This window comes from Gymnodinialimonas ulvae, from assembly GCF_037543845.1.
GTDB lineage: Bacteria > Pseudomonadota > Alphaproteobacteria > Rhodobacterales > Rhodobacteraceae > Gymnodinialimonas > Gymnodinialimonas ulvae.
Genome location: NZ_JBBIFX010000001.1, coordinates 1,676,078 through 1,702,024, shown reverse-complemented (window position 1 = coordinate 1,702,024; position 25,947 = coordinate 1,676,078). Strand labels below are relative to the sequence as shown.

General features: G+C 61.8%; 31 protein-coding genes. 18 read left to right on the top strand and 13 right to left on the bottom strand.

Features of this window, described 5'->3' with window-relative positions:
- Positions 1-137 precede the first annotated feature (137 nt).
- Positions 138-1,241 (top strand): 4-hydroxyphenylpyruvate dioxygenase, encoded by a 1,104-nt coding sequence (gene hppD, locus V8J83_RS08195; protein WP_339985293.1) that lies wholly within the window; start codon positions 138-140, stop codon positions 1,239-1,241.
- On the opposite strand, the gene xylB is transcribed toward hppD, so the two are convergent.
- The gene (xylB, locus tag V8J83_RS08190) at positions 1,208-2,698 is read right to left on the bottom strand and encodes a xylulokinase (protein ID WP_339985291.1); all 1,491 of its coding nucleotides are present in this window, start codon (positions 2,696-2,698) and stop codon (positions 1,208-1,210) included. The two genes, hppD and xylB, sit on opposite strands and share 34 nt — an antisense overlap.
- Before the next feature lie 186 nt (positions 2,699-2,884).
- Here xylB and V8J83_RS08185 point away from each other — a divergent pair, with 186 nt between their 5' ends.
- Positions 2,885-5,389: a heavy metal translocating P-type ATPase gene (locus V8J83_RS08185; protein WP_339985289.1), complete on the top strand. Its 2,505-nt coding sequence runs from the start codon at positions 2,885-2,887 to the stop codon at positions 5,387-5,389.
- Between the two features lie 15 nt (positions 5,390-5,404).
- Positions 5,405-5,797, top strand: coding sequence for a Cu(I)-responsive transcriptional regulator (gene cueR / locus V8J83_RS08180; protein WP_339985287.1), 393 nt, complete (start codon positions 5,405-5,407; stop codon positions 5,795-5,797).
- A 426-nt stretch (positions 5,798-6,223) separates the two neighbouring features.
- Here cueR and V8J83_RS08175 read toward each other — a convergent pair whose 3' ends face one another.
- On the bottom strand, positions 6,224-6,382 hold the full coding sequence (locus V8J83_RS08175; protein ID WP_339985285.1) for a hypothetical protein: 159 nt from the start codon (positions 6,380-6,382) through the stop codon (positions 6,224-6,226).
- A 172-nt stretch (positions 6,383-6,554) separates the two neighbouring features.
- Here V8J83_RS08175 and V8J83_RS08170 point away from each other — a divergent pair, with 172 nt between their 5' ends.
- Positions 6,555-7,538, top strand: coding sequence for an AI-2E family transporter (locus V8J83_RS08170; RefSeq protein WP_339985283.1), 984 nt, complete (start codon positions 6,555-6,557; stop codon positions 7,536-7,538).
- Positions 7,539-7,591: 53 nt separating this feature from the next.
- Here the strand turns inward: V8J83_RS08170 and V8J83_RS08165 are convergent, their stop codons facing one another.
- The 4 genes from V8J83_RS08165 to V8J83_RS08150 are packed head-to-tail and all read right to left on the bottom strand — an operon-like array spanning position 7,592 to position 9,911.
- A complete protein-coding gene (locus V8J83_RS08165) occupies positions 7,592-8,536 on the bottom strand; it encodes a hypothetical protein (protein ID WP_339985281.1) in 945 nt (314 codons plus the stop codon).
- Positions 8,529-8,921, bottom strand: coding sequence for a phage holin family protein (locus V8J83_RS08160; protein ID WP_339985279.1), 393 nt, complete (start codon positions 8,919-8,921; stop codon positions 8,529-8,531). Before V8J83_RS08160 ends, V8J83_RS08165 begins: the two co-directional genes overlap by 8 nt.
- Complete coding sequence (locus V8J83_RS08155; protein ID WP_339985277.1) at positions 8,921-9,421, bottom strand: hypothetical protein; 501 nt, start codon at positions 9,419-9,421, stop codon at positions 8,921-8,923. Before V8J83_RS08155 ends, V8J83_RS08160 begins: the two co-directional genes overlap by 1 nt.
- A 31-nt stretch (positions 9,422-9,452) precedes the next feature.
- On the bottom strand, positions 9,453-9,911 hold the full coding sequence (locus V8J83_RS08150; protein ID WP_339985275.1) for a DUF2383 domain-containing protein: 459 nt from the start codon (positions 9,909-9,911) through the stop codon (positions 9,453-9,455).
- 128 nt (positions 9,912-10,039) lie between these two features.
- Between V8J83_RS08150 and V8J83_RS08145 the strand changes: the two genes are divergently transcribed.
- Positions 10,040-10,297, top strand: coding sequence for a DUF7218 family protein (locus V8J83_RS08145; RefSeq protein ID WP_339985273.1), 258 nt, complete (start codon positions 10,040-10,042; stop codon positions 10,295-10,297).
- 3 nt (positions 10,298-10,300) lie between these two features.
- Complete coding sequence (locus tag V8J83_RS08140) at positions 10,301-11,302, top strand: DNA topoisomerase IB (RefSeq protein ID WP_339985272.1); 1,002 nt, start codon at positions 10,301-10,303, stop codon at positions 11,300-11,302.
- A gap of 460 nt (positions 11,303-11,762) precedes the next feature.
- Here the strand turns inward: V8J83_RS08140 and V8J83_RS08135 are convergent, their stop codons facing one another.
- Genes V8J83_RS08135 through V8J83_RS08120 form a run of 4 tightly spaced genes read right to left on the bottom strand, consistent with a single transcriptional unit; the run spans position 11,763 to position 15,754 of the window.
- Positions 11,763-13,256 carry a phospholipase D family protein gene (locus V8J83_RS08135; protein ID WP_339985270.1) on the bottom strand — a complete coding sequence of 498 codons (1,494 nt, stop codon included), beginning with the start codon at positions 13,254-13,256 and terminating at the stop codon, positions 11,763-11,765.
- A 14-nt stretch (positions 13,257-13,270) separates the two neighbouring features.
- Entirely contained in the window at positions 13,271-15,046 is a 1,776-nt protein-coding gene (locus V8J83_RS08130; RefSeq protein WP_339985268.1) for a sensor histidine kinase, read from the bottom strand.
- Positions 15,043-15,591 carry an RNA polymerase sigma factor gene (locus tag V8J83_RS08125; protein WP_339985266.1) on the bottom strand — a complete coding sequence of 183 codons (549 nt, stop codon included), beginning with the start codon at positions 15,589-15,591 and terminating at the stop codon, positions 15,043-15,045. The genes V8J83_RS08130 and V8J83_RS08125 overlap by 4 nt, the downstream gene beginning before the upstream one ends.
- Positions 15,581-15,754 (bottom strand): NepR family anti-sigma factor, encoded by a 174-nt coding sequence (locus V8J83_RS08120; protein WP_339985264.1) that lies wholly within the window; start codon positions 15,752-15,754, stop codon positions 15,581-15,583. Before V8J83_RS08120 ends, V8J83_RS08125 begins: the two co-directional genes overlap by 11 nt.
- Positions 15,755-15,841: 87 nt before the next feature.
- Between V8J83_RS08120 and V8J83_RS08115 the strand changes: the two genes are divergently transcribed.
- Positions 15,842-16,669 carry a response regulator gene (locus tag V8J83_RS08115; RefSeq protein WP_339985263.1) on the top strand — a complete coding sequence of 276 codons (828 nt, stop codon included), beginning with the start codon at positions 15,842-15,844 and terminating at the stop codon, positions 16,667-16,669.
- Between the two features lie 51 nt (positions 16,670-16,720).
- On the opposite strand, the gene V8J83_RS08110 is transcribed toward V8J83_RS08115, so the two are convergent.
- On the bottom strand, positions 16,721-17,218 hold the full coding sequence (locus V8J83_RS08110; protein ID WP_339985262.1) for a Dps family protein: 498 nt from the start codon (positions 17,216-17,218) through the stop codon (positions 16,721-16,723).
- Between the two features lie 114 nt (positions 17,219-17,332).
- Here V8J83_RS08110 and V8J83_RS08105 point away from each other — a divergent pair, with 114 nt between their 5' ends.
- From V8J83_RS08105 to V8J83_RS08090, 4 genes are read left to right on the top strand one after another with little or no spacing between them, the layout of a single operon-like run.
- Complete coding sequence (locus V8J83_RS08105) at positions 17,333-18,151, top strand: formate/nitrite transporter family protein (protein WP_339985261.1); 819 nt, start codon at positions 17,333-17,335, stop codon at positions 18,149-18,151.
- A gap of 41 nt (positions 18,152-18,192) precedes the next feature.
- A complete protein-coding gene (locus V8J83_RS08100) occupies positions 18,193-18,369 on the top strand; it encodes a hypothetical protein (RefSeq protein WP_339985260.1) in 177 nt (58 codons plus the stop codon).
- Entirely contained in the window at positions 18,366-18,578 is a 213-nt protein-coding gene (locus tag V8J83_RS08095; RefSeq protein ID WP_339985258.1) for a hypervirulence associated TUDOR domain-containing protein, read from the top strand. The genes V8J83_RS08100 and V8J83_RS08095 overlap by 4 nt, the downstream gene beginning before the upstream one ends.
- Positions 18,579-18,595: 17 nt before the next feature.
- Positions 18,596-18,787: a PLD nuclease N-terminal domain-containing protein gene (locus V8J83_RS08090; RefSeq protein ID WP_339985257.1), complete on the top strand. Its 192-nt coding sequence runs from the start codon at positions 18,596-18,598 to the stop codon at positions 18,785-18,787.
- Between the two features lie 46 nt (positions 18,788-18,833).
- Here V8J83_RS08090 and V8J83_RS08085 read toward each other — a convergent pair whose 3' ends face one another.
- Entirely contained in the window at positions 18,834-19,562 is a 729-nt protein-coding gene (locus tag V8J83_RS08085) for a Crp/Fnr family transcriptional regulator (protein ID WP_339985255.1), read from the bottom strand.
- A 111-nt stretch (positions 19,563-19,673) separates the two neighbouring features.
- Between V8J83_RS08085 and V8J83_RS08080 the strand changes: the two genes are divergently transcribed.
- The 7 genes from V8J83_RS08080 to V8J83_RS08050 all read left to right on the top strand — a co-directional run bounded on the left by V8J83_RS08080 (position 19,674) and on the right by V8J83_RS08050 (position 25,302).
- Positions 19,674-20,027, top strand: coding sequence for a hypothetical protein (locus tag V8J83_RS08080; protein WP_339985253.1), 354 nt, complete (start codon positions 19,674-19,676; stop codon positions 20,025-20,027).
- Positions 20,028-20,089: 62 nt separating this feature from the next.
- Positions 20,090-20,257, top strand: coding sequence for a DUF1328 domain-containing protein (locus tag V8J83_RS08075; RefSeq protein ID WP_339985250.1), 168 nt, complete (start codon positions 20,090-20,092; stop codon positions 20,255-20,257).
- Between the two features lie 81 nt (positions 20,258-20,338).
- Complete coding sequence (gdhA, locus tag V8J83_RS08070) at positions 20,339-21,679, top strand: NADP-specific glutamate dehydrogenase (protein ID WP_339985247.1); 1,341 nt, start codon at positions 20,339-20,341, stop codon at positions 21,677-21,679.
- A complete protein-coding gene (locus tag V8J83_RS08065; RefSeq protein WP_339985244.1) occupies positions 21,679-23,307 on the top strand; it encodes a thiamine pyrophosphate-binding protein in 1,629 nt (542 codons plus the stop codon). The genes gdhA and V8J83_RS08065 overlap by 1 nt, the downstream gene beginning before the upstream one ends.
- 67 nt (positions 23,308-23,374) lie before the next feature.
- Positions 23,375-23,602 (top strand): hypothetical protein, encoded by a 228-nt coding sequence (locus tag V8J83_RS08060; protein ID WP_339985242.1) that lies wholly within the window; start codon positions 23,375-23,377, stop codon positions 23,600-23,602.
- A 51-nt stretch (positions 23,603-23,653) separates the two neighbouring features.
- Positions 23,654-23,851: a CsbD family protein gene (locus V8J83_RS08055; RefSeq protein WP_339985240.1), complete on the top strand. Its 198-nt coding sequence runs from the start codon at positions 23,654-23,656 to the stop codon at positions 23,849-23,851.
- Between the two features lie 86 nt (positions 23,852-23,937).
- Positions 23,938-25,302, top strand: coding sequence for an MATE family efflux transporter (locus V8J83_RS08050; protein WP_339985239.1), 1,365 nt, complete (start codon positions 23,938-23,940; stop codon positions 25,300-25,302).
- Here the strand turns inward: V8J83_RS08050 and V8J83_RS08045 are convergent.
- A complete protein-coding gene (locus tag V8J83_RS08045; protein WP_339985236.1) occupies positions 25,299-25,946 on the bottom strand; it encodes a potassium channel family protein in 648 nt (215 codons plus the stop codon). The genes V8J83_RS08050 and V8J83_RS08045 overlap by 4 nt on opposite strands.
- Position 25,947 lies beyond the last annotated feature (1 nt).

Below are 25,947 nucleotides of genomic sequence, written 5' to 3'. Positions count from 1 at the left end.
CGGTTCAGCCGAAACTTGATTGCGCCGGCCTTTTTGGTTACACCTGCAACCGAGCCGGATGGCTCCCCGCGGGCCGGGGTCTTGTTTGTCGCGTGAAGGGCACGTTCCACGCGATGCGAAAAACAGGAGGATCCCCGATGGGACCATTTCCGCACGACGCCCCGAAAGCTGTCATCGACGCCCTGAATGTGGCCGGAACCGACGGGTTCGAATTCGTCGAATTCGCCCATCCCGACCCGAGCGTTCTGGAGACGTTGTTTCAGGCCATGGGTTACGTTGAGGTCGCGCGTCACAAGAGCCGCGATATCTCGCTCTATCGGCAGGGCGATATCACCTATGTCCTCAACTGCGACCGCAACAGCCACGCGGGCCGGTTCGTGGACGCCCACGGACCCTGTGCACCGGCGATGGCGTGGCGCGTGGTTGATGCGCAGCACGCGCTGAAATGTGCGGTCGACTACGGGGCCGAGGAATACAAGGGCGCGGACAAGACACTGGATGTGCCCGCGGTCATCGGGATTGGCGGCTCGTTGTTGTACTTCGTCGAGACCTATGGCGAGGCCGGGTCGCCCTATGCGGCGGAATTCGACTGGCTCGCGGAGGCCGACCCGAAGCCCGAGGGCGCGGGGTTCTATTACCTCGATCACCTGACGCATAATGTGGCGCGCGGCAACATGAGCACCTGGTACGATTTCTATGCCAAGGCGTTCAATTTCCGCGAGATCCGCTTCTTCGACATTGAGGGCAAGCAGACGGGCCTGTTTTCGCGCGCGCTGACCAGTCCGTGCGGCAAGATCCGTATTCCGATCAATGAATCCAAGGACGAGACCAGCCAGATCGAAGAATACCTGCAGGAATATGGCGGCGAGGGCATCCAGCATATCGCGGTTGCCACCGAGAATATCTACGACGCGGTGGACCGGATTTCCGCCGCCGGGATCGAATTCATGCCCGCCCCGCCCGACACCTATTACGACATGTCCCATGACCGCGTGCACGGCCATGAAGAGCCGATCGCGCGGATGAAGCAGCACGGCATCCTGATCGACGGGGAGGGGGTCGTTGATGGCGGCGTGACGCGCATCCTGTTGCAGATCTTTTCGAAGACCGTGATTGGCCCGATCTTTTTCGAGTTCATCCAACGCAAGGGCGATGACGGGTTCGGCGAGGGCAATTTCAAGGCGCTGTTCGAGTCGATCGAAGCCGATCAGATCGACCGCGGCGTGTTGAAAGAGGCCTGAGCCATCGCGGTATTCACCGATTTGAACGCCGGATAAAGCGCGCGATATCCGGCAAGGCGCGGCGCCAACGACGTGGCCCGCGCTCTATCGGGGGTGAACCAACGCGAGACCTCGGGCTTGGTGGCGACCTGCGCCGCGGGTGCGCCGGTGGCGATTTGTGCCAGACGGGCCGCACCCAAGGCCGGGCCGACATCGGCCCCGTCCGAGCGGCCAATCGCAAGCCCCATGACATCCGCGATCATCTGCAAAAGGAAATCGCTGCGCGTGCCGCCGCCGATGGCCAGCAGGCGGTCGGGGTTTGTGCCCGCCGCGGCCATGGCGGCCTGCGCATCGGCGAAGCTGAAGGCGATGGCCTCGACCACGGCCCGCATGAGGGCCCCATGGGTCGTGTCCTCGGACAGGCCCCAGAACCCGGCGCGGATATCGGCGTCGCCGTGTGGTGTCCGCTCACCAGTCAGGTACGGCAGGAACAAGGGCCCTGAGGCCGTGTCGGCGATGGCCTCCGCCTCGGCCAGAAGTGCGGCGATGGGGCGGTCCAGAAGTTGCGCAAGCCACGCCATGGGCCGCGCGCCGTTGAGCATCGCGGCCATCTGGAAATAGCGCCCCGGCAGGGTGTGGGCGTAGGCGTGGATGCGGCTTTCGGGGTTGGGGCGGAAGGTTTCAGTGGTGACGAAAAGCTGCCCCGAGGTGCCAAGCGAGATGAAGCCATCGCCGGGCTCGACCGCGCCGATGCCCACCGCGCCCGCCGCCGCATCGCCCGCGCCGGTGGCCACCGGAATGCCCGCGGGCAGGCCGAGGTCAGCGGCGGCTTCGTGCCGGAGGTGGCCCGCGATGGCGGTGCCGTTGAGGATGTCGGGCAGCCATGCGGGATCGGTGGCGGAGGCGGCGCAGAGCCTGGGCGACCAAGTGCGCGCGTCCTGGTCGAACCAGGAGGTTCCGGCGGCGTCGGAGGGGTCCGTGACCCGCACGCCGTGCAGGAAGAGGCCGACGTAATCCTTGGGCAACATCACCCGGGCGATGCGCGCGTGATCATCGGGCGCGTGTTCAGCCAGCCAGAGCAGCTTGGGTGCGGTGAAGCCGGGCATTGGCGGCACGCCCGAAAGTGTGCCGATGTTGGGGACACGTGCCGTCAAGGTCGTGCATTGCGTGTCGGCGCGACTGTCGTTCCACAGGATCGCGGGGCGGATGGGGGTCAGGTCGGCATCAAGCACAACCGCGCCGTGCATTTGCCCCGAGAGGCCGATGGCCGTTACCTCTGCGCGCAGCTCGGAGGGGAGTTTCGCGGCGGCCTCGCGCAATGCATCGAGCCAGTCCTGCGGGTGCTGTTCGCTGGCGCCGGGGAACGGCGTTCGCACCGTCAACGGCGCGTCTTCGGTGGCCCGCACATGCCCCGCCTTATCGGCAAGGCAGAGCTTGACGGCAGAGGTTCCGATGTCGATCCCGAGGTAGAAGGTCACCCGGTGCCCCCGCATTTTGGCCAGACGTTGCGCCCAGATAGGGCGAAGCGGCGGTCGAAGGCAAATCGTCCCGGTACGTGGGCGGGCGCGGATTTTGCCGCAACGGCTTGACCTTCCAGTTGATGGAACCCTCATATGACGGTGTGCGGGGCTGTTTTGGCCCGGCGCTGCGAAGGGAAGCCGTTTATGGCGCGTTATGCGTTGAGCCTTGAAGGATTGAATTGCGCGTCTTGTGTCGGACGCGCGGAGAAGGCGCTTGGAGATGTACCGGGCATCGGTGCGGTGCAGGTCAACCTTGCGACCGAGCAGGCGACCTTCGAGGCCGCCGCGCCGGAAGCGTTGGCGCGTGCGGCGCAACGGCTGGAGGTGGCGGGGTATCCGGCGCGTGGCGAAGAGATCCGACTGAGCCTTCGGGGGCTGTCCTGCGCGAGCTGCGTCGGGCGGGCCGAGCGCGCGTTGGCCGAGGTGCCGGGTGTGGTCGAGGCATCGGTCAACCTGGCCTCCGAGGCGGCCGCAGTGCGCGTGTTGGAAGGCGTGGTCCCGGCGCAGGCGCTGGCCGACGCGGTCACGCAGGCGGGGTATCCTGGTCAGGTGGAGACTGCCGAGGCCCCGGTGGATCAGAGCGCCCGGAGGGCCGAAGAGGCCGACGCGGCCGAACGGCGCATGTGGTGGGCGGTTGTCCTGAGCCTGCCGGTCTTCGTGTTGGAAATGGGCGCGCATATGATCCCCGGGATGCACGGGGTCATCGAGGCGACGATCGGGCACCAGACAAGCTGGTTGATCCAGTTTGCGCTGACGACGCTGGTGCTTTTGGGGCCGGGGCGAGGGTTTTACGCCAAGGGCCTGCCCGCGCTGGTCAAGGGCGCGCCCGACATGAATAGCCTTGTCGCTGTCGGCACTCTGGCGGCCTACGGGTTCTCGCTGGTGGCGACGTTTGCACCCGGCCTTTTGCCCGAGATTGCGCGCGCCGTTTATTTTGAGGCGGCGGCGGTGATCGTGAGCTTGATCCTTGTCGGTCGCTTTTTGGAAGCGCGTGCCAAGGGGCGCACGGGTGCAGCGATCCAGCGACTTGTCGGCATTCAGGTGCGTGAAGCGCGGGTGGAGCGCGATGGCGGCATCCTGGATGTGGCGCTGGGGGAGGTGCGGGTCGGCGACGTCGTGATCGCACGCCCCGGCGAACGGATCGCGGTGGATGGCACGGTGATCGACGGCACGAGCCATGTCGATGAAAGCATGATCACCGGGGAGCCGATCCCCGAAAGCAAGGGGCCTGGCGACGCTGTCACGGGCGGCACGGTGAACGGCGCGGGTGGCCTGCGATATCGCGCGACGCGGGTGGGGGCGGACACCGCATTGGCGCAAATCATCCGCATGGTGCAGGAGGCGCAGGGCGCGAAACTGCCGATCCAGGCGCTGGTGGATCGGGTGACGATGTGGTTCGTTCCGGCGGTGATGGCGCTGGCCGCGCTGACCTTTGTGGTGTGGCTGTTGGTGGGGCCGGAACCGGCGCTGAGTTTCGCGCTGGTGGCGGGGGTGTCTGTCCTGATCATCGCGTGCCCCTGTGCGATGGGGCTGGCGACACCGACCTCGATCATGGTGGGCACGGGGCGCGCAGCCGAGATGGGCATCCTGTTTCGCAAAGGCGACGCGTTGCAACGGCTGTCGGACGCTCATGTCGTGGCCTTCGACAAGACCGGAACGCTGACTGAGGGGCGGCCAGAGTTGACCGACCTGAACCTTGCGGAGGGGATCACGCGCGCGGATGCATTGGCGCTGGCGGCCTCGGTCGAGGCACGGGCAGAGCATCCGGTGGCCGACGCCATTGTCCGCGCCGCGCGGGACGAGGGGGTGCACTTGTCAGAGCCATCTGCCTTTGAGGCAACGCCGGGCTATGGTGTGCGCGCCCAAGTCGATGGGCGTGCGGTGGTGATCGGGGCCGAGCGTTGGATGCAGCGCGCCGGGGTCGACATGGGTGCCATGGGCAATACCGCTCAGGATCGCGCCGCAGAGGGCAAGACGGTGCTTTACCTGGCCATCGACGGGGCCATCGCCGCGCAATTCGCCGTGGCCGATGCGGTCAAACCAACGAGCGCTGCCGCCGTGCGGGCGTTGCAGGCGCGCGGCCTGCGCGTGGCGATGATCACCGGCGACAGGCAGGCCACCGCGCAAGCCATCGCGGCAGAGGTCGGGATCGATGACGTGGTCGCAGAGGTCCTGCCGGGCGGCAAGATCGAGGCCATCGACCGGCTCCGTGCTGGCGGGAAAACGGTGGCCTTCGTTGGCGACGGAATCAACGATGCACCGGCGCTGGCCCATGCCGACGTTGGTGTGGCGATTGGCACCGGCACCGATGTGGCGGTCGAGGCGGCGGATGTTGTCCTGATGTCGGGCGATTTGTCCGCGGTGGTCAATGCGCACGAAATCTCGCGTGCGACCCTGCGCAACATTCGCCAGAATCTCGGCTGGGCCTTTGCCTATAATACCGCGCTGATCCCGGTGGCGGCGGGCGTGCTGTTCCCGGTGTTCGGAGTGCTGTTGTCGCCGGTTTTCGCGGCGGGCGCGATGGCCTTGTCATCGGTGTCGGTGCTGTCGAATGCGCTGCGGCTGCGCGGGGTGCGCCCGGTGACCCTGCCGAACTCAGGGCCGCCCGCGCCAAGCGCGGCAGCCGCCGAGGCGGTGGCGGCAGCATGAACCGGGGGGGTGCCCATGAACATCGGTGAAGTTGCGAAGGCGTCGGGCGTCCCGCCAAAGACGATCCGGTACTACGAGGAGATCGGGTTGATCCGGCCCCGTCGCGGTGAAAACGGGTACCGCGATTTCCGGGACAGCGATTTGCACAAGCTGGCGTTTCTGGGCCGCGCACGGGCGCTGGGGTTTCCGATTGCCAATTGCCGCACGCTTCTGGCGCTCTACGAAGACGAGGCGCGCAGCAGCGCCGAGGTGAAGCAGGTGGCGCAGCAACACCTTGCCGAGATTGATCGCAAGATCACGGATCTGTCGGAAATGCGGGCAACCCTTGGCGAGCTGGTCGAAAGCTGCGCCGGAGATCATCGACCGGATTGCCCGATCTTGATGTCCTTGGCGCGGGACGAAAGCTAGGCGGTGGGGGCGGCCGGGTCCGTGCGCCTCAATATGTGGGCAATCGACCATAACGATCAAGCCAGTGGAACAGCGATCAAAGCCGTGCCGGGACCGCGACTTTTTCAATGGCCTTTGATTTCGAGAGGGGCCGGATCGAACACGGTTGTGAGATGCCGCGGACAATAAAGCGAGAAGTCTTCGCGTGGAAACGGGGTGCGATCCACTCGATATGGAACAGCGACAGATCGACCAAGCCTGGCCTCAGCAAGACGACCCCTGATTGTGTTCGGGAGGCATTCCTGCCCGGCAACAGATGCGCCGATCAAGTTTCGAAAGACGGGACCGAGACACCCCAAAACCCCGCATCCGCGCAAACAAACAAAAGGTTTGGGCGGTGCGGGGCGTGGGATGTTCTCGCGACCTGCGACACCTACACGGAAAGGGTCAGGTTTTCTCCCCTTGCGGCGTCACGCCGAGGGCTTCCTTGTCGGCCTTGCGCACGTGGTTGGGATCGCCTTCCTTGCCGGGCCGGTTCTTCAATTCGTGATGCTGCTCGGAGCCTTTGAGTTTCTCAAGGTTTTCGTCGTTGGCGATGTGGCTCATGGCGAAGTCTCCTGCGATTGGTTTGCATGACAACAACCCTTCGATCGCCCTTTGGTTCCGGGTCCTTTGCCATTTGACTCGTTATGGGAGGCGGGGAACCAAACGCCGGATCGCGCGCTTGCGTGAAATGGAAAACAATTAATCGCGCGCCGTCCGGGCCTGCCTTATCGTTTTGTGCGCGCTGGCCACGATTGCCGCGATGGACTTCGGGCAATCCATCTTGGCACCGGTCCTTAGCGCGGTTGTGATCGGCGTCGTCCTGTCCCCGCTGACAGATTGGATGGTAAACCGTGGCTTTCATACGGCGGCGGCGGCGTTTGCGGTTCTTTCGATGTTCCTGCTGGCTGCGATCACGTTGGTCGTGTTGCTTGAGCCGACGCTCAGCCACGCGATCCGGCAAGCGCCCGTGATTTGGTTCGAGTTCGAAAGCCTTGTCGCCTTGGCCCGAAACGCCTTGGACGGCATGCGCGATCTGCAGGACACCGTGGCCGACGCGCTGGTAGAAGAGGCGCAGTCGTCCAACGGTGCGGAGGAGGGCGCCACTGCGCAGGACGATCTACCGATCCCGAACCTCCTCGATGCCCTGTCCTACGGCCCCGCCGTCTTCAGCGCGTTTCTGGTCTTCGTCGGAACGCTCTACTTTTTTCTCGCTAGTCGAACCGAGCTCTATGCGCACATGGCCGCCGCCTTCGAAAGCATCGACGTGCGGCGTTTGCAGGCAGCCGAACACCGGGTGTCGCGGTATCTCCTGACGGTGACCTTGATCAATGCGGGATTTGGGGCATGCGTGACCTTCGCACTGATGGCCATCGGCATGCCCCAAACCGATCTTTGGGGGCTTGCGACGTTCCTGTTGAATTACATGCTGTATCTCGGACCCGGGCTGGTTGCGCTTGCTTTGATTGTTGTCGGTATGGTGACATTCGACGGCGCGTTCAGCTTTCTGCCAGACGCGATCTTTCTTGCGCTCAACATGGTTGAGGCCCAATTCGCCACGCCGACGCTGGTTCGTCAGCACATGTCTCTGAACCCGCTTTTGGTGTTCCTGTCGCTGGTCGGCTGGTTGTGGCTTTGGGGCCCGGTCGGCGGGCTCGTGGCGATCCCGGTGTTGGTTTGGGCGCTTTACATGATGGGAGCATCCGACAGGCCGGCATGAGAAAGCCCCGGCACTCGGGTGCCGGGGCCTTGATCGTGTCCTGAGACAGCGCTTCAGCCGTGCGCGGCAACTTTGGGACGGCCGTTGCCGGATTTCATATCCTGCGCCTTTTCGCTGACGGTGTCGGCGACGCTGCCGATGGTGTCTTTCACCTGCTCTTGACCTTTGGCGACGGTATCGCGCGCCAGGACTTTGGCATTCTCCACCTCTTCGCGGAACACACGATCGGCTTCGTCGAAGAGGCGGTCGCGATGTGCACCGATGCTGCGGTTCTCGACCGACGTGCGGGGCAAGGCAGCGGCAAGCGCGGCCCCTGCGGCGAACACAAGCGCTCCGATCAACAAGGGATTTTCCTGCGCCGTCTGCTTTGTGGCGGTGGCGGCGCGGCTGGCGTGGTGCTCGGCCTGCGCTTGTGCGTTGATCGCCGCTTCGCGCGCCGCGCGGATGCGGGCCTTGGCGCCGTTGGGCAGGTTCCCCATGCCGTCTTCGATCTTGCCGCGCAGGACCTCGGCGGAGGCATAGGCCCGGTCTCGGAGGCTCGGATTTTCTGTGTGATTGGAGGTCGTCATATCGGTGTCTCCTTCATAGGTTTCGGTTCCGAATCGCCCGGTGCTGGCGGCATCGGCGGCCCGCAGGCGCGCGTCGAATTCGGCCATTTCCGGTCCATCCATCGTGGGGCGTCGAAAGCCCTGCACGCTGCCGGTGTCGCTCGGGTCGTATGAGGGTGAACTGGACGCGGGGTGAATACGCGGGGACGCCTTGGTGGTTGCCATTTGCGCCGCGAACCAGCTGATGCCCAGACCGGCAAGGGCCAGGGGCACCTTGGGGCTGCGCAATGCCGGGCCGACCGCTGCGGCCAGATCGCCGCCTGTCATCTGCGCCATGGCGCCGTCGATCAGGCGCGCGGGGCGCAAATCGCCACCCAAGGCGGACATGTGTGTTCGGAGCGCGTCACGCTCGCGAACTAGGTCGCATTCGATTTCGTTCAGATCAGGCATTTGCGGCCTCCTTCAGCACCTGCATGTCGCGTTGGATGTTGCTGAGCGTGCGGTCAGGGATCAGGCGTTTGGCCTTCACCTTCGAAAGCCCGAGTGCCAGCAAGACCCCGGCGATCAGCGCAAGGGCACCGCCCATGATCAGAGCGGCCATCCAGACCGGCAAGCCGGCCGCCGCAAGCCCGGCGACCGCGGCCACGGACAGGACGAACACGGCGACAAGGGCAATCATCGCGGCAGCGCCAATCAATGCGGCCCCGACCCTGGCGTGGCCGAGATTTTCGGATATCTCGGCCCTTGCCAGACGGAATTCGTGTTTCGCCATGCCCGCCGCGGCTTCAAGCAGCCGCGCTGCGTGAGACAGCGGCGAGGGAGAGGGTCCTGGCATCACGAATACCCCCAGCGGTGCTTGTTCTGGTCCGGGTAGGCGCGCTGCGCATCAGGCACGGACGGGTAATTGTGTCGATCCGATGCGCTGACCTGATAGTCGGCGCGTTCGGAGGCCTTCACGGCCCGCCCGGCAAGGAAACCCAAAGCGGCTGCGCTGCCGAAGAACACCAGCGGGTTGCGGCGCGCGAATGCCGACACGTCATTTTGCAACGTGCTGAGATCCGTGTCGCGCAGGGTGGATGCCATTTGCGTCAGGCTGTCGGAAATCTGCTCGGCGGCCTGCCGGGCATATGGGTTGTTCTCGAACGCGGCACCAGCGTCGCGAAGGTCATCCGCATGCGCGTCGGCCTTGGCCGCAACGTCATCCATGACGTCATCGGCCTTGTCCGCGACCGCGTCCTTGATGTCATCTGCGGTGCTGGACGCTTCGGCTTTTGCCTTCGCCGCGACATCCTTGGCCGCGGTTTTCGGGTCACTTTTTTGCTGTTGCGTGCTCATCAGCATGCTCCTTTTAATGCAAGAAATTCGGTTAGCTTCGCAGGGCGTCGATCTGGACTTTCAGGTCGTCGCGCTGTTTCACGAGGAGATCGGCGTAGTCGCGTCGATCGGCGACCTTCTCGATCGCCTTGTCATAGGTGTCGACAATCTGCTCTTCGCCATCGGCGATGGCTTCGATGGCCGACGCATCCAGCGCATCGGCCCAATCGCGCACGGTTGCGACGGCGGTGTGAACGAGACCCATGAGCGAGCCCGCTTCACCGGGCTGCCCGCCAAGACGTTCGAAATGTTCGAAAACCTCTGCGGCATGGCCTTGATGAATGGCCAGGAGACGTTGAACAATCGGCTTCAGATCGTCGTCCGCGCGGTCGACCATCTCTTCATACCCCTTGATCAGATCGGCAAGGGTGTTCGCGATGTCGCTCATAGCCGAAATGGCTGGATCTCCGGTTGTCGTGCCGGGCGCTGCGGTGTGCATTGTTTCAGGCATGTGATCCTCCGTGATTGGTTGCAGAATGAACAAACCGGCCTGCGTATGAGTTCCGAGATTTATTTTTGAACCTTGGCGGAACCCCCAAGGTCTTTGTGCGTTCGTCTCGGTTCCATGGAGGACCGAAGATGGCTGATCGACCGAGTATCAAAGACGAAGACATGTATGAGTCCCTGCGTGCGGACGGTATGGGCAAGGAAAAGGCGGCCCGGATCGCCAATGCCAACGCGAACCCTGACCGCGACCCATCTGCCAAGGGTGGCAAGCAACCGCCCTACGAGGATTGGACAAAGGACGATCTGGTCCGGCGTGCGCGTGAATTGGAAATCAACGGCCGGTCGGACATGACGAAAGATGAGCTGATTGACGCGCTGCGTGCGCCATAGGAGATGGGCGTCGCCGCGTCAGAGGACCTGTGTCGCCAGTTGGGCCTGATTTTCTACCCCGACAGTGAGCCCGGTATCACGCGGTCGGGCCGCGGGACGGGATTCATCTACCGCGCGCCCGACGGCAACAGGATCACAGACGCCAAGCACCGTGCAGCTCTTGATGCACTGGCCATCCCGCCGGCCTATTCCGAGGTTTGGCTTTCCCCGCACAGGCAGGGGCATCTGCTTGCGACGGGGCGTGACGCGGCGGGGCGCAAGCAATACCGGTATCATCCGGATTGGACCCGCCATCATCAGGAACGGAAATTTGAGCATTTGAGCAATATCGGGCCGCGCCTTCCGCGCCTGCGGCGGTGGATTTCCCGCCAGATCCGGAGCAATGACCCGAGCGAGGAGGCGGCGGTTGCCACAATACTTTGCCTCATAGATCGCCATTCACTGCGCGTTGGTCATCCCGATTACAGCCGCCAGAATGGTAGCTTCGCGGCCACTACCTTGCAGCAGCGCCACTTGATTGAAATGGATGAGGGCATGATGCTCGCCTATTCGGCCAAAGGGGGCGCGAAGGTGACGAAATCGGGCTTGTCGCAAGCGCTCAGGCGGCGTTTGCATATCGGTCCGGACGGGGCGCGCGAGCGGTTGGTTGGGTGGCGTGATGCGCGCGGACGCTGGCGCGCGGTACAGCCGGGAGTGGTGGTCGATACCATGCGCGAGATCCTGGATTGTGAGGTGACGCCGCGCCTGATGCGCACCTGGAACGGCAGTCGCGCGGCATTTCTGGCTGCGCGGGCCGCAGAGCAGCCCACGATCAAACATGTCTCGACGGCAGCCGCGCAGACCCTCCACAACACGCCCACAATTGCGCGTAACAGCTACATCCATCCGGGTATCATCGACGCAGTGCGCGATGGTGCGGTGTTGCCGAAGGACCGGACGGACGCGCCGGAGCTTTTGCGGATCGGTGAAGACGGGATGACCGCATTTCTGAGAGCATCGGATTGAGCCAAGAGCGCTTCAGCCGCGACGGCGGATCGAAGCCGACGTTGCGATTGCCGGGTGGATTTCTTGCAGGACGCCTCTGGCCTTTGCAGAACAGGTAAGTCCGGCCCTAGAGCGACGGACCCCGATGAAAGGGCCTTGCGTTCCGCCCTGGTGGGCGCGTGCGTTCCTTTGTCATTGTGTTGCAGACTTGCGATGACGGCATCAATCCCGATGGGGCCTTGGCCGCCCGTTCATATGCATCAGGTATTTAAGGGACGTTTGGCAGCGTAGTCGGTCCGCGGTGGACGGTGTTGGCAATTGCCAAGCGAAGCGCCAAGTCGCCCGCCGGGCCTGCGGTGAGCCACGGGTCGTTTCCGACGGACAAAAACCATCGGAACGTGTCGCCGACCTACGAAAGCGTCGTTGGTGTGCGCTGGCGGGCAAGGGAGCGACCACGTGGCAAGTTCCCCTTGGTTCGGTCCTAAACCATCTCGTCGGGGACGCCGGGCAGGGGCGACGCCAATTCGATATCGCGCCCCCGTGGGTAGGGCAAAAGGAAATGCGAACGTTCTTCCGGCGGGGTTGCAATGTTCTGCGCCAAAGCTCCGTTCAGCCAGTGGATGAAGGTCGTTTGATCCTCCAGAGGGTCGATTGGATGGCGGCCCAACCAATGGCTCAGCACCCGGTGCCACAGAGTTTGGACATGGTCGGGGTCGACAAGATGCACGCCCGCTTCGGTATCCCATCTCAGGCTGCGCCCATTGAGGTTGGCCGACGATACGATGGCTTGTTGCGCGCCGAAAAGCGAGACTTTCGAATGGACGTAGACGATCGGCGCGTCGAAAAGTGTGCTGTAACGTGAACTGTCAGTTGGTGCGACCGCGGGGCGGGCCGGAGAAGCCAGCGAGAGGCGATTGCCGAAGGCCTCCGCAACGATGTCAATGCACTCCATCTGAAGCTGCGCGCCGAATTGCGCATCTTCGCGGCGATTGCCCTCGAAAGCGACATCTTCGGGCGAGGCGGGAAGCACCATGGTGCACGTCAGCTGCGGCTTTGTGCGGGCGGCCTTGGCCAGGGCTTCGGCCAATGGTTTGTGACGAAAGAACTGCGTTTCAAAATAGATCGGCCCAACTGTCTCGGCGATTGCGTCCAGATGGGCCTTTTCGATCTCCGCAACATGGTCTTTGGGCCCGAAGTGCAACACCTCAGCGCTGCGTTTCATAGACAGGGTTCGAAGAAAACCGGGCGCAGATGCGGTAGCGGGGCGTTGTCCTGCGGTGACTGCCTGAAAACTGTCGAGGTGGCGCAGAGCAGCGGCGACCACCGGGCCTTCTACGACGGCTTGGATATCGTGCCAGGTCTGCTCCGCAGGGAGAGCGTGATCCTTGGTGTCATAGCGCCGTTCATTCAGGTCGAGCCCGCCGATATAAAGGCTGCGGTTGTCGATTACGGCCAGTTTCTGGTGATGTGTGGCCGGAATCAGCGGCAGGTCCATCCGCGATTTGCGGTCCGCCAATCCCGGGGTCAACGGATCCTCTGCCGTCGCGTTCATTTCGGGCCGCGATTTGGCCTGCAGCGCGACGCGCGGGATCAGGCCGACGCGCGCGGGATGATCGGCAATCGTCCAGGTGAAACGGGCGTCGGTTGAAAGCTCGTTCACGGCCGCGAATTGACGGGCGCTGGACCAACTTCGCCGGTGGTCTTCGGTTGCGATGATCGGGTCGAAATCGGTGACCGTCAGCGAGAAGGCGACACCGCGATTGAGCGCATGGAGGATCAGGTCGAACCATGTGTCGCCGATTTTTCGCGCGGATGCCCCGCGCAATTTCGTGCGCAGGTCGAAGACGCGGAAGCAGCCAACGACAGAATGCTCAGCCGCAAGAACGGCGTCTTCAAAGGCTGCGAACGCCTCCTCGGCGGTCACCAGAAGGTCGAACGCTTCGATGGCATTCGCGGTGGATAGGTCGACCGTCATGGGCGTTGGGGTCCTTAACTGGCGCGGGGCAATTCGATCTCGGGGGCGTCGGCGTCATCCTCGTCGGTGTCTTCCTCGTCATCGACAGTTTCGGCTGCTAGCCCCGGGCAGATGACCGTGGTCTTGTGCAACTCCGCATCATGATCCACGTCGATTGTGGCACCCAATTGTGACACGAAGGCACTGATCAGTTGCGCGCCAAGGCCGGTGCCTTGTGCGCCGTCTTCCTCCTGCACAACGCGGCCAAGCGTATTTTCCACTGTCAACACGACATCGCGTTCCCTCCACTCCAGTTTCAGGCGGATCATCGGTGGCCCGGTATTGGGGCGCCCAACGTACTTCACGGCATTCGTGGTCAGTTCGCTGGCCAGCAGGGTCAGCGGCACGGCATGGTCGGGCTCAAGGCTCAATCGGTCAAATTGCATTCGCGTCTCGACGCCCTGACCGGGCGGCAATCCGATACTCAAGGTTGATTGCAGCACATCGTGCAGCAGCCTGTCGGCTCGGACGCGCGCAAGTGTGTTGCCGGAATAAAGCGCTTTGTGGATCGACGACAGGCCCATCACCCGATCTTGCATACGCCGCAGCACGCGCCGACTTTCACCGTCGGGGACCGACCGGATCTGGATGTTGATCATGGACGCGATCAGTTGAAGATTGTTCTTCACGCGGTGATGCACTTCGCGCAGAAGAAGTTCCTTTTCGGCCAGTGCTTCCGACAATTCGGTGCGGTCGCCAAGTATACGGTCCACCATGCGATTGTAGGTATCGGCGATTTCGGTAATTTCGTCAGGCGCAGACTCCAGCATGGCAAAGCTGTCGCCGGGATCTTCGAACGAAAAGCTGGCCATGCGTGCGCGCACTTCGCGCAAGTGACGCAACACCAAACGGTCCATCGCAAAAATTGCCACGCAAAGCGCGATTGCCCACATCAAGATCGGGAACAGGGGCGCGCCCGTGCCGAGGAATGAGACCGATTGGGCCTGTGTTCCGGCCTCGTAAAGACCCAGCACGTAAACCCTGTCGGCGATCAGTGGCACCAGCACTGCCAAATCCGTTCGCCCGTCACGCGTTGTTACATCTCGGGTGAAGCCCGTTTCGGTGATCACAAGGTCCGCCGGGACAAAGCCGAAGCGCGCGATTTGCTCGGGCTCGACCGATGCGGCGAGCACCGCCCCCTCCCCATCCAGAAGCGCGAGGCGGACACCATCGAATTCGGGGTCCTGCGCCGTTCCCAACAGGGCGTCGGAGATGGAAACGGACGCGCCGCCGAGGAACTGACCATCTGCATCGAAAACCGGCATCGTGGCGATCATGACCGGGCGTCCGCTTAGTGCACCTTGGGGATTGAAGGCGATCATCGGCCTTGGATCGGCGACGAAACTTTGCCAATCGTCGAAGTCCGAGAAATCCTGTGTGTCGCCGGTGGAAGAGCACTGCATGAAGCCGAAGGCGTCAATGAAACCGGCGAACACAATCGTATCGTTCTCGGCAACAAAGTTGCGCATGATGGTTCCGCACAGCGGTGTTTCCGACCCGACGCTTTTTGCGGCGACCGCCAATGCTTCGGCAGATCCGTAAGCGCGCCGCAATAGGGCGCGTTCCGTCGAAACGGCGCGCAAGGTACGCGACATGAGCGCGGTACGCTCCAACGCTTGGGCCTCGCGCACGACAGCGGCGGTCTGGAACACCGCCACGATCCCAAGAGGTAGGATCGCGATGCTGACCAAGGCCGCCAATCGCACCCGCAACGATGTCCACCATCGCCGCTGATCCTGCGCTTTGTTCATGCAGCCGGTCGCCCCGTCACGACCGCCATCGTGGCCTGATCGGTCATCTCAAGCGGCTCGTTTTCATCAAGATGCATCAATTCAGCCAGGCGTTTGCGACCACGGTTGGCGCGGCTTTTGATTGTACCCACCGCGCAGCCGCACATATCGGCGGCCTCTTCGTAGGAAAAGCCCGAGGCCCCGACCAAAAGCAGAGCCTCACGTTGTTCATCGGGCAGTTCAGCGAAGGCGGCGGTGAAATCCTGCATCACCAGGCGACCGTCATGGGCGGGCTTTTCGGACAATCGTTCGGCCATGACCCCATCCACATCCGCCACTTCGCGCGAGCGTTTACGACGCAGCGAATAAAACGTGTTGCGCAGGATCGTGAAAAGCCAGGCGCGCATGTTGGTGCCCGGCTCAAACTTGTCGATGTTTGACCAGGCCTTGACCACGGTGTCCTGCACCAGGTCATCGGCGGTGGTTGCATTTCGGGTCAGCGAGCGCGCGAAGGCCCGCAGGGAGCCCAGGTGTTCCACGATCTCGTCGCGAGGGTCATTTGTCATTCGACGCCACCTTTTTACCGGATTTCAACTGCGTAAGCAGGTCTGTAAATCGGTCCGGCAGGGCCTCGTTCAGCGTTTCATCATAGACCCGACGCAAGTTTTCGTCGATCTGCCTGTCGATTGCCTTGGGTCGCGTGCTGGATTTTTTTGGCTTCTGGTCCATGTGCTCACTACGAGAAAATTTGGGTTCACTATGGAACCAACTAGCGCGCCAAAGGTTCCAAACAAAATTCATGACGGGAGAATTGGAATGAATGATGCGACTGATCAGGGCGATCTGAGCGCGAAAATTGGTGCTGAGATCCCCTTTTTGCGGCGTTACGCACGCGCCCTGACGGGCGCTCAGGAGAGCGGCGACCGGTATGCGATTGCGGCGTTGGAAACCGTGGTGGCCGACCCCGATCTTTTGGCTGCGGCGAATGACGCCAAAACCGCGTTGTTCAAAACGTTCCACACCATCTGGTCGAGTTCCGGAGCGAAATTGGATGAAGGCGCCTCGGGCGATGACCTTCTGGAAATGCGTGCCAGATGGCGGTTGAAACACCTGACCGACAATTCCCGCGAGGTGCTTTTGCTGCGCACAATCGAAGGTTTCAGTTTCGGGTCCATCGCGCAGATCATGGGGTTGGGACAAAATGAGGTCGAGCAACTCTTCGCGCGCGCCATGGACGACATGGGCGAGATGGTGACCGGCGACGTGTTGATCATCGAGGATGAGGGCATCATTGCGATGGACCTGCAATCCATCGTCTCAGGCATGGGTCACACGGTGACGGATATCGCGCGGACGCGCGACGAGGCCTTTGCCAAGGGGCGCGCGACAGCGCCGGATCTGATCCTGGCCGATATCCAATTGGCCGATAAGTCGTCTGGCATCGACGCGGTGAACGATCTGCTGAAGGAATTGGGCAACCGCCCCGTTATCTTCATCACAGCGTTCCCTGAACGGCTGCTGACAGGAGACCGGCCCGAGCCCGCGTTTATGATCACCAAACCTTACTCCGAGGAACAAGTGCGCGCCGCCGTTAGTCAGGCCATGTTCTTTGCGACCTCCGAACGCATCGACGTCACCGTATGATTTCGAGCGCAAGAAAAAAGCCCCGGCGAAAGGCCGGGGCTTAAATCGTGTCTACGAGGCCGACAGGGCGCGCAACATCCACGCGGCTTGTTCGTGGAACGCCGAACGTTCGGTCGCCAGATCTTCCGTCACCGGATCCTTGCGACCTTCAACCAGGTCAATCAACGCATGCAAGCGATGGGCCAACGCCTCATGATCACTTGCCAGATCGTCGACCATTTCCTGGGCGCTCGGCATCTTGTCGAGATCTTCGATCTTTGAACGCTTCATGATGTCATCCATGCGCATCGGTGCGAGCTGACCAAGCGCACGGATGCGTTCGGCGAGCTCATCGGCAGCGGCAAACATGTTCTCGTACTGCTCTTCGGAGAGTTTGTGGATGGAATAGAAGGCGGGGCCAGTCACGTTCCAATGATAGGCGTGGGTCTTGAAGATCAGACGGTAAGTGTCGGCCAACACGTCGGCCAGGCCATCCGCGATCCCCTCGATTTTCCGTACGCCAGTATTTACGGTTTCGGCTTGTGGTGTAATTTTCAATGTCTCGGTCATGCATGGAACTCCTCTCGGAATGTTTAACGAAGAACCTGGCGCAAGGTTCCATTGATTTTAAGCGGAACCACTGGGCGTGGCGCGCGTTAGGCATTGCCAACCAGCGAGGATGCCATGGCCGAAGAACAAGCGATCCGCGAAGCCACTCGGCTCAATTCGAAATTGATCTATGAGGTGATCCGCCGCGACGGCGAAGAGGAGTTGGAGCGACCGGCCAAGTCCTTGGTCTGGTCTGGCATCGCGGCGGGCCTTTTGATCTCATTCTCGGTCTTGGGCGAGGCGGTCCTGCGCGATAACCTGCCTGAGACGCCATGGCGGTATCTGATTGAAAATCTTGGATACAGTTTCGGCTTTCTGCTGGTGATCCTCGGCCGGATGCAATTGTTCACCGAGAACACCATTACGACCATCCTGCCGCTGGTTGCTGAACGGTCGGCGTCGTGCTTCGGTCGCGTCCTGCGCCTTTGGAGCATCGTCCTGGCTGCCAATATCGTCGGCGCTTTGGGCGCGGCCGCCTTCATGGCCTTCAGCGGTGCGTTCGACGCCGACCTGTTGGCCGTTATCGGAGATTTGTCCCGTCATGCCACCGGCTTCCCGCCCGGCGAGGCGTTCTTTCGGGCGATCCCGGCGGGCGTTCTTGTGGCGTCAATCGTGTGGATGATGCCTGGCCAGAACGGCAGCGAGGTCTTGTTGATCGTGCTGTTCACATGGCTGATCGCAGCAGGCGATTTCACCCATATCATCGCCGGATCGGTCGAGATGTGGTTCCTCGCATTGCAAGGCAATCTGGGCTTTGGCCCGGCTCTGGTCCAGTTTTTCCTGCCTGTTCTGGCAGGCAACATCGTGGGCGGCACGTTGGTCTTCACCTTGCTCGCCTGGGGGCAGGTGAAAGCCGAAGTCGAGCCGGAGGAAAACGCAGTAGGGAACAAATGAGCGCGCCGCGCGTTGGCTTGCCAGATCAAAGGAGTATAAGCATGTCAGCACCTGACACAAACATCGACAAGCAGACGCGCCGTCACAAGCCATCCCTATTCGGCATTGCACTGGCCCTGATCGTCGCTGCTGTAGCGGCGGCAGTTTTTATTGCCTGGGACGGTCTGGAGCCCGAGAGCCAGGCCGCACCCGTCACCGTGCAAGGCGCCGATCAATGAGCTTTCAGGTCGGCCAAAACGTGAAATGGGATTGGGGCAACGGCGAAGGCGAGGGCAAGATTGCCGAGCGCTTTGAGGACGATGTGAGCCGTACGATCAAGGGTACGGAAGTGTCGCGCAACGCGTCTGCAGATGAGCCGGCTTTTCTGATTGAACAGGCCGACGGTGACAAGGTCCTGAAATCCTGTACCGAGATCAAAGCAGCCTAATAAAGAGAGGATAAATCATGTTGGAAGTTACTGGTATCGGCGGGCTGATTTTGCTCGTACTCAACATCTGGGCCATCGTGTCGATCATCGGATCTGGCGCGAGCACCGGCAAGAAGGTTCTATGGTGTCTGCTGGTCCTGATCCTGCCGTTGATCGGCTTTATCTTGTGGTTCTTCATTGGACCGCGAGGCGCCGCTCAAAACGTTTGATAACGAATGAAAAGCCCGGCCTTCGTGCCGGGCTTTTCTTTGCGGTTCAGATGAGCGGTCGACGCAGAACCGGATCAATCTCAAGTGTGGCGAGCTCTTCGAGTTCTTCCGGCGCATGGAGGGCCAAGATCCCGTCCTCCAGTGACAAAAGCTGGCGCTCGCGCAGCTTCATCAGCGTCTTGTTCGTGTGGACAAGTGACAATCCCAAGGCGTCTGCAAGATCCTGCTGACGATAGGGGAAGGGGCAGCGGTCGCCATCAACCAGGCCGAGGGCCTGACATCGCAGGAAAAAGCGCAACAGGCCCCAGCTCATTCGCTCCGTAGCGTTCATCTGCCCGAGCGACGCAAGAGCCTCGCCGAGAAAATGCTCCTCTACGGCAGCGGCCCACGTCACATCAAAGGCGCGCTCGGGCTGATTTTTGTAAAGCGACCAGAATTCCGAACGGTTGAAGACACACAGAACCATCGGCGTCGTCGCCTCGACCGAATGCTTCATCTCGCCCATGACGCCGGCCTGCAGACCGATGAAATCGCCGGGCAGCACGAAATTCACCACCTGTCGCCGACCGTCGGGCAATGTCTTGTAACGCAATCCCATGCCCTTGAGCGCCGTGAATAATTGCGGGCTGTTGGAGCCTTGCATCATCACGGTCGTCTGTGGGTCGATCTTCAGCTCGCCGTGTTTGAAACGCTGCATATAGGCAAGTTCATCACGACCGAGATCTTCGAAAATCTCAATCTTGCGAAGCGGGCAGTTCTGACAATCGGTAACCATGTTTCCTTGCGGTAGCTATGTCGCAGTTTAATGCGCGGCCAGCGCATTGTTGGCATTGGGGGTCAACGAACAAGCAATCGGTTTGTTCCAAATGTGATTTAGAGGTGAGTGATGGACCGTTTGATAGACGGGCCACGCAGCAGGGCCGTCGTCTGCCACGGCAACCCGCTGGTGGGAGAGGATTTGCGCCAATTGCTGTTGTCGGAGGGGGCAGGTGAGGTGCTGGTGATCCGGAGCCTTGACGAGGTTCAGATCGAGAGTGATGCAATTGCGTTTGTCGAAGGCTCGGCCAAATTGCTGCTGCAGGCAGTGCAGATTCAGGGCTGGCTTCGTCGTGGCACGCCCGTGGTCGCCATGAACGGATGTGGCGGCATGGCGTCCGTCCCGCGTGGCGTCCATCTGCTGAAGCAGCCATTTCGCAGCGAAGATGTGCAGAACTTGTTGACCCAGGTGAAGGTTTTCTGATTTTTTTGGAACCCAACGCGCGTGGGCCGGTTGCTTATCCGTAACTGTAACGGAGATATACCATGCTTGGTTGGGCTATCACATTTTTGATCGTCGCGCTTGTCGCGGCACTGTTTGGATTTGGCGGTATTGCCAGCGCATCTGCGGGCATCGCGCAAATCCTGTTCTTCATCTTCGTGGCGCTGTTTGTTGTCACGCTGATCGTGCGGGCTGTCAGAAGCTCGTCGTAAAGCGGCGAAGATCGAAAGAGGGCGGCTGATCCGACGCGGATTGGCTGCCCTTTTTGCATGGCAAAAACGAAAGGGCAGTGGATGTCACGGCATACGCTCGTCAACGAATTCATGAACAGGGTCGAGACACACTCGCCCAACCAAACCGAATTTCATCAGGCCGTGCGCCATGTTGCGCAAGACGTGATCACCATTGAAAAGGCGCATTCTGGCTATACCGCCGCGAAAGTGCTCGACCGGCTGGCCGAACCGGATCGGGTCATCGGCTTTCGGGTTGTCTGGCAAGACGACGCGGGCGAGACGCAGGTCAATCGCGGCTGGCGCGTGCAATATTCCGATGCGATCGGCCCGTATAAGGGTGGCCTGCGCTTTCATCCGACGGTGTCGCCGTCGATCCTAAAGTTTCTTGGCTTTGAGCAGGTGTTCAAGAACGCGTTGACGGGCCTGCCGCTTGGCGGCGGGAAGGGGGGTGCGGACTTCGACCCTACCGGCCGGTCAGACGCAGAGATCATGCGCTTCTGCCATGCCTTCATGTGCCAACTTGCGCCATTTATCGGGCCTGACCGGGACGTCCCGGCGGGCGACATCAATGTCGGAACACGAGAAATCGGCTGGCTCTTTGCGGCCTACAAGGCACATGCGCTGGAGTTTACCGGCGCGCTGACCGGCAAGGGCGCATCGTTTGGCGGATCCCAGATCCGGACGGAGGCGACGGGCTATGGGCTAATCTACTTCGTACAGGCCATGTTGGCCGAACAGGGTGCCGATTTGGCGGGCAAGCGCGTCGCAATCTCGGGTAAGGGCAATGTCGCCACCCATGCGGCGGAAAAGGCCGTGGAAGCTGGGGCCCACGTGATCACGTTGTCCGACACCTCAGGCACATTGGTGGCCGAGGATGGAATCGATGCTGCCACAATCGCCTGGGTCCGGGCCCGCAAACAGGCCGGTGAAGATATCTCTCACCCGCCTGAAGATACGAAAGCACGCTACGTGGCAGGGGCAATGCCGTGGGAGCAGGACGTCGATATCGCCTTGCCCTGCGCCACCCAGAACGAGTTAGACAAGGACATGGCCAAGGCGCTCGTCGATCAAGGCACTCAAATCGTTGCCGAAGGCGCGAATATGCCGCTGACTTCCGATGCCATCGATATTATCGCCAACGGCGGGCTGTTGCACGCGCCGGGCAAGGCGGCAAATGCCGGAGGTGTTGCGGTGTCGGGCCTTGAGATGAGCCAGAACAGCCATCGCCGCTATGCAACCGCAGAAGAGGTTGACGCAGACCTGAAGCAGATCATGAAACGCATTCATGCCCGCGCCGCCGACGAGGGGCGGTCGGGCAACCGGATCGACTATTCCAAGGGGGCAAATATTGCGGCCTTCCGAACCGTGGCAGATGCGATCGCTGCGATGGGAGCGATTTGATGACGAAGCCGATCACGGGCGCGGAGGCCTTCGTACAATGCCTGTCGGATGGAGGCATCGACACGGTCTTCGCTCTTCCGGGTGAGGAAACCAGCGACTTGATGGCTGCGCTGCAGGCTTCCGAAATCGAAATCGTCTTGTGCCGCCATGAACAGGCGGCCGCCTTCATGGCGTCGGTTCACGGTCGGCTGACCGGGCGACCCGCGGCGTGCCTTGCAACGCTTGGGCCGGGTGCCACCAATCTGGTGACCGGGGTGGCCGACGCAACGCTTGACCATGTGCCGTTGATCGCCATCACCGGACAGGGCGCACGCTCGCGTTTGCATCGGGGCGCCGCCTCACATCAGATCATTGATCTTGAACGCCTGTTCCAACCGGTTGCAAAGCAATCTGTGCTGATCCGCGAGGCGAGCCAAATCGGCGACCTCGTTGCCGAGGCCCTGCGCACGGCAATTGGTGGCACGCCAGGGGCTGTGCATGTCTCGCTTCCCGAAGATCTTGCCGGTGCCACGCTGGATACTGCGCCGAGCAGCATCGGCAAACCGCAGATCGCCGCGCCTTTCCCAAACCCGAAAGCACTCTCCGACGCCGTCAATCAGCTCAACGCTGCAACGCGACCCTTGGTGCTCGCCGGTGCCGGGGTCGGACGCGCCGGGGCCGATGGGGCCTTTGCGGACTTCATAGACCGCACAGGCCTCCCGGTGGCCACCAGTTTTATGGCCAAGGGCCTTTTGCCGCCGGACCATGCGTTGCATTTGGGTGCTTTCGGATTGCCTGTGAACGACCATGTGGATCGCGCAATTGCCGCGTCGGACCTGTTGATCGCGGTCGGATTGGATCCGGTGGAATACCCTGTCTCAAAGCTATCCCAAGGTGGCGAGATCCCGACCCTTCGGATCGACACGACGGAAGGTCAGCGCGATCTCGGCTGGCGCGTGACCTCTGAGGTGATTGGGGATTTTGAGGCGACCCTGGACGGTTTGGGCCGCGCGGCGTCACGGAAGGCTGACCTCTGGGCAGATGCGCGGGCGGCACGGGCCGGATTGCTGAGCGATCTGAACCATGCGCTTGGCAAACTGGACGACACGCCGCCGTCCGATACGGCCCTTGTCGCGGCGCTGAACAACACGCTGGGTGACGGCGATCTCATCCTCTCCGGTGTCGGCACGCACAAGTTGTCGCTGGCGCGCAACCTGATGCCGGGCGAACCTGGACAGGTCATCATCGCAAATGGCCTTGCGGGGATGGGGCTTGCCTTGCCCGGAACGATCGCGGCCGCCCGGTTGGGCCGCTACGACCGTGTGCTGGCGGTGTGTGGCGACGGCGACGTCATGATGAACATCCAAGATATGGAGACGGCCACGCGGCTGGATCTGGCCATGAGCGTCGTGGTCTGGATCGATGGCGGATACGGCCTGATCGAGGACAAGCAGGAAGGGGAGACCGGGCAGCGCCCCGACCTCGGCTTCAGTCAGATCGACTGGGCGCAACTGGCCGGCGCGTTTGGCTGGCACCATACATCGTGCAACACGGCGCGCGACCTTCGCGATTGCCTGGCGGTGCGCACTGCGCCCGAGCGCAGGCACTTGATCACTGTTCCGGTTCGCTACGACGGATCATTGGCCTGAAACGTATTTTTTCCGGAACCTTCTGTGGCGGGCCGCGTTTTCCAAGCAGACACGAAGGAGATTGATTATGAGAACCGGAATTATCATTGCGGCTGTCGCCATCGCCCTTCTGGCCATTGGTGGGGCCTACATGGTCGACATTGATCAGACGCAGGACGGCGAACTTCCGGAGGTGTCCGTTGAAGGTGGTCAGCTGCCTGAGTTCGACGCCGAGGTGGGCGACGTCGAAGTCACCGAGGAAACCGTCACCGTGCCGAGCATCGAGGTGACCCCGCCCGAAGCAGACGACAGCTAATCGGATCTGTCGTGTACGCACGGCATTCCACCAAACAGGAAAGGACACGCAATGAATCGCGACCAAATCGAAGGCAAGTGGACTGAGATCAAGGGTCATCTTCAGGAAGCTTATGGTGACCTGACCGATGACGATCTTGAGCAGGCCAAAGGTGACCGCGACCAGATGGAGGGTCAACTTCAGCAGAAGCTTGGCAAATCCAAGGAAGAAGTGCGCGAGACCATGGACAAGATCCTCGCCAAGATCTGAGGCGTTCAATTGATTTCATACTGCGCCGTCCGCCACCGCGGGCGGCGCGTTTTTTTTTTTGTGTAAGGCGGGCGACGGAATAGAATATGGCGAAAAGAAACCTGACCGAGGGCCCAGTTTGGCGTGCGCTGGCACGTGTATCTGCGCCGATGTCGCTTGGCATTCTGGCGGTCTTATCCATCGGCTTGGCCGACGCGTATTTCTTGGGGCAATTGGGGGGCGAGCCGTTGGCGGCGGTCGGCTTCATCTATCCTGTCACCACGGCGCTATCGTCCTTGGCCATCGGTCTATCTGCCGGGGCGAATGCCACCATCTCACAGGCCATTGGACGCGAGGCCACGGGCGCCGAGATCTTTCGCCTATCACTGCATTCGCTTGGCTTGGGCGCCGTCCTTGCGGCCGGTGTCGCGGCGCTTTTCTTTCTGATCTTCCCGTGGATTTTCGGCGCAATGGGCGCAGGCGTCGCCGTGATGGATGAGATCCGGGCCTATGTTCCGATCTGGTCGGCATCATTCCCGTTTCTCGTGGTGATGATGATCATCAACGCCATCTTCCGCGCTCATGGCGATGCGGTTTACGCGTCGGTGTTCATGATCTGCGCGGCGGCAGTCAATATCGCTCTCAATCCGGTCCTGATCTTCGGTTGGGGCCCGGTGGAGGGTATGGGTACGGGCGGTGCGGCATTGGCGACCTTTATCGGGCGCCTCGTCGCCGTCGCAGCCGCATCGATCGTTGCGATCAAATATGGGTATTTGCGGGTCTGCGGGGACGTCCTGAAAGGCCTTGGATCCAGCATGCGCGAGGTGGGTGCGGTTGGAGGACCTGCGGCGTTCTCAAACGCAATCAACCCGGCGGGGATGGCTTTGGTGACGGCCGCCGTAGCAACCTTGGGCGAGGCCGCGGTCGCCGGCTTCGGCGCGGCGAGCCGTGTGCAGTCGGTGGCAATCGTCGTGCTTCTGGCGCTCTCGGCCGGGATTGGGCCGGTGGTCGGGCAGAACTGGGGCGCGAAAAAGAACGACCGCGCCCGTGCCGCTGTCGTGCAAGCCTGGACCTTTTGCCTTGCCTATGGCGTGCTCTTGGCCATCGCTCTGACCGCCTTTGCCGATCCGTTGGCCCGCGCCTTCGCGGGAGAGAGCGAAGCCGCAGAGTTTGCGGCGTTGTACCTGAAAGTCGTCGGCTGGAGCTTGTTTGGCTACGGCATCCTGGTCACCGCAAACGCCGCCATGAACGCGCGATCCAAGGCGGTCTATTCCATGACGCTGAGCCTTGCGCGCATTTTCGCAATCTACCTGCCAGCGGCATGGGCGGGGGTCATTTTGTTTGGCTATGCGGGGATCCTTGGCGCGGCCGTTCTGGCAAACGCCGCAGCTGTCATCGGCGCAATCTACCTTGCTAAACGCGCCGATCTTTTGCCGTCCAAAAAGCGGATGTCGGACCTGGTAGGCGCTTAGCCGCCAAAGTGCTGGGTCAGATCGTCGATCCGGTCTCGTTCTACCGCAAAGAGGATGTAATCGTCGGCTTGCAAGCTGGTGTCCGCTTTTGGCCAGGCCTCACGCTCGTCGCGAACCAAAGCAATCGGGCGAGCGTATTCTGGTACGTCCAAATCGCCGAACACCTGACCCGCCATCGCCTCGGATACCAAGATCCGCTTGAACGCCAGTTCATGGTGCAGTGTCGCATCCTGATCCACGGCGGTGCGATCCTCCAGCCCTGAGCAGATACTGTCAGCGACGGTCGCATGCGGATTGATCACGTCGTTTAATTCGAGCTCATGGCAGACATCCATCAACTCCATTGACGTGATCTGCGGGATCACACGCCCATAGCCCACAGATCGCGCGACAATCGAGGCGAGGATATTGTCGTCCGAGGCATTGGTCACGGCGATAAAGACATCGTCACCGTCACGGAACGCCTCGCGCAGGACCGTCGGCATGGTGCCGTCGCCTTCGATCATGCCGCAATCGAGCCGCTCGGACAATTTGTCGAGGCGCGCGCGATCCTTATCGACCAGCACGACTTCGTGGTTGGCGTCGATCAGCTGCTCCGCAATCGCGGCCCCGAACCGGGAAGCGCCAAGGATTGTAACGCGCATC

Coding starts and splice junctions, on each gene's coding strand:
- V8J83_RS08095 (WP_339985258.1), top strand. CDS start 18,366: ATGAGCTTTCAGGTCGGCCAAAACGTGAAATGGGATTGGGGCAACGGC.
- V8J83_RS08155 (WP_339985277.1), bottom strand. CDS start 9,421: ATGAGCACGCAACAGCAAAAAAGTGACCCGAAAACCGCGGCCAAGGAT.
- V8J83_RS08105 (WP_339985261.1), top strand. CDS start 17,333: ATGGCCGAAGAACAAGCGATCCGCGAAGCCACTCGGCTCAATTCGAAA.
- V8J83_RS08185 (WP_339985289.1), top strand. CDS start 2,885: ATGGCGCGTTATGCGTTGAGCCTTGAAGGATTGAATTGCGCGTCTTGT.
- V8J83_RS08135 (WP_339985270.1), bottom strand. CDS start 13,256: ATGACGGTCGACCTATCCACCGCGAATGCCATCGAAGCGTTCGACCTT.
- V8J83_RS08165 (WP_339985281.1), bottom strand. CDS start 8,536: ATGCCTGATCTGAACGAAATCGAATGCGACCTAGTTCGCGAGCGTGAC.
- V8J83_RS08125 (WP_339985266.1), bottom strand. CDS start 15,591: ATGACAAATGACCCTCGCGACGAGATCGTGGAACACCTGGGCTCCCTG.
- V8J83_RS08110 (WP_339985262.1), bottom strand. CDS start 17,218: ATGACCGAGACATTGAAAATTACACCACAAGCCGAAACCGTAAATACT.
- V8J83_RS08090 (WP_339985257.1), top strand. CDS start 18,596: ATGTTGGAAGTTACTGGTATCGGCGGGCTGATTTTGCTCGTACTCAAC.
- V8J83_RS08115 (WP_339985263.1), top strand. CDS start 15,842: ATGAATGATGCGACTGATCAGGGCGATCTGAGCGCGAAAATTGGTGCT.
- V8J83_RS08140 (WP_339985272.1), top strand. CDS start 10,301: ATGGGCGTCGCCGCGTCAGAGGACCTGTGTCGCCAGTTGGGCCTGATT.
- V8J83_RS08160 (WP_339985279.1), bottom strand. CDS start 8,921: ATGCCAGGACCCTCTCCCTCGCCGCTGTCTCACGCAGCGCGGCTGCTT.
- V8J83_RS08100 (WP_339985260.1), top strand. CDS start 18,193: ATGTCAGCACCTGACACAAACATCGACAAGCAGACGCGCCGTCACAAG.
- gdhA (WP_339985247.1), top strand. CDS start 20,339: ATGTCACGGCATACGCTCGTCAACGAATTCATGAACAGGGTCGAGACA.
- V8J83_RS08175 (WP_339985285.1), bottom strand. CDS start 6,382: ATGAGCCACATCGCCAACGACGAAAACCTTGAGAAACTCAAAGGCTCC.
- V8J83_RS08085 (WP_339985255.1), bottom strand. CDS start 19,562: ATGGTTACCGATTGTCAGAACTGCCCGCTTCGCAAGATTGAGATTTTC.
- V8J83_RS08130 (WP_339985268.1), bottom strand. CDS start 15,046: ATGAACAAAGCGCAGGATCAGCGGCGATGGTGGACATCGTTGCGGGTG.
- V8J83_RS08080 (WP_339985253.1), top strand. CDS start 19,674: ATGGACCGTTTGATAGACGGGCCACGCAGCAGGGCCGTCGTCTGCCAC.
- hppD (WP_339985293.1), top strand. CDS start 138: ATGGGACCATTTCCGCACGACGCCCCGAAAGCTGTCATCGACGCCCTG.
- V8J83_RS08055 (WP_339985240.1), top strand. CDS start 23,654: ATGAATCGCGACCAAATCGAAGGCAAGTGGACTGAGATCAAGGGTCAT.
- V8J83_RS08120 (WP_339985264.1), bottom strand. CDS start 15,754: ATGGACCAGAAGCCAAAAAAATCCAGCACGCGACCCAAGGCAATCGAC.
- V8J83_RS08065 (WP_339985244.1), top strand. CDS start 21,679: ATGACGAAGCCGATCACGGGCGCGGAGGCCTTCGTACAATGCCTGTCG.
- V8J83_RS08060 (WP_339985242.1), top strand. CDS start 23,375: ATGAGAACCGGAATTATCATTGCGGCTGTCGCCATCGCCCTTCTGGCC.
- V8J83_RS08050 (WP_339985239.1), top strand. CDS start 23,938: ATGGCGAAAAGAAACCTGACCGAGGGCCCAGTTTGGCGTGCGCTGGCA.
- V8J83_RS08045 (WP_339985236.1), bottom strand. CDS start 25,946: ATGCGCGTTACAATCCTTGGCGCTTCCCGGTTCGGGGCCGCGATTGCG.
- cueR (WP_339985287.1), top strand. CDS start 5,405: ATGAACATCGGTGAAGTTGCGAAGGCGTCGGGCGTCCCGCCAAAGACG.
- V8J83_RS08075 (WP_339985250.1), top strand. CDS start 20,090: ATGCTTGGTTGGGCTATCACATTTTTGATCGTCGCGCTTGTCGCGGCA.
- V8J83_RS08145 (WP_339985273.1), top strand. CDS start 10,040: ATGGCTGATCGACCGAGTATCAAAGACGAAGACATGTATGAGTCCCTG.
- V8J83_RS08150 (WP_339985275.1), bottom strand. CDS start 9,911: ATGCCTGAAACAATGCACACCGCAGCGCCCGGCACGACAACCGGAGAT.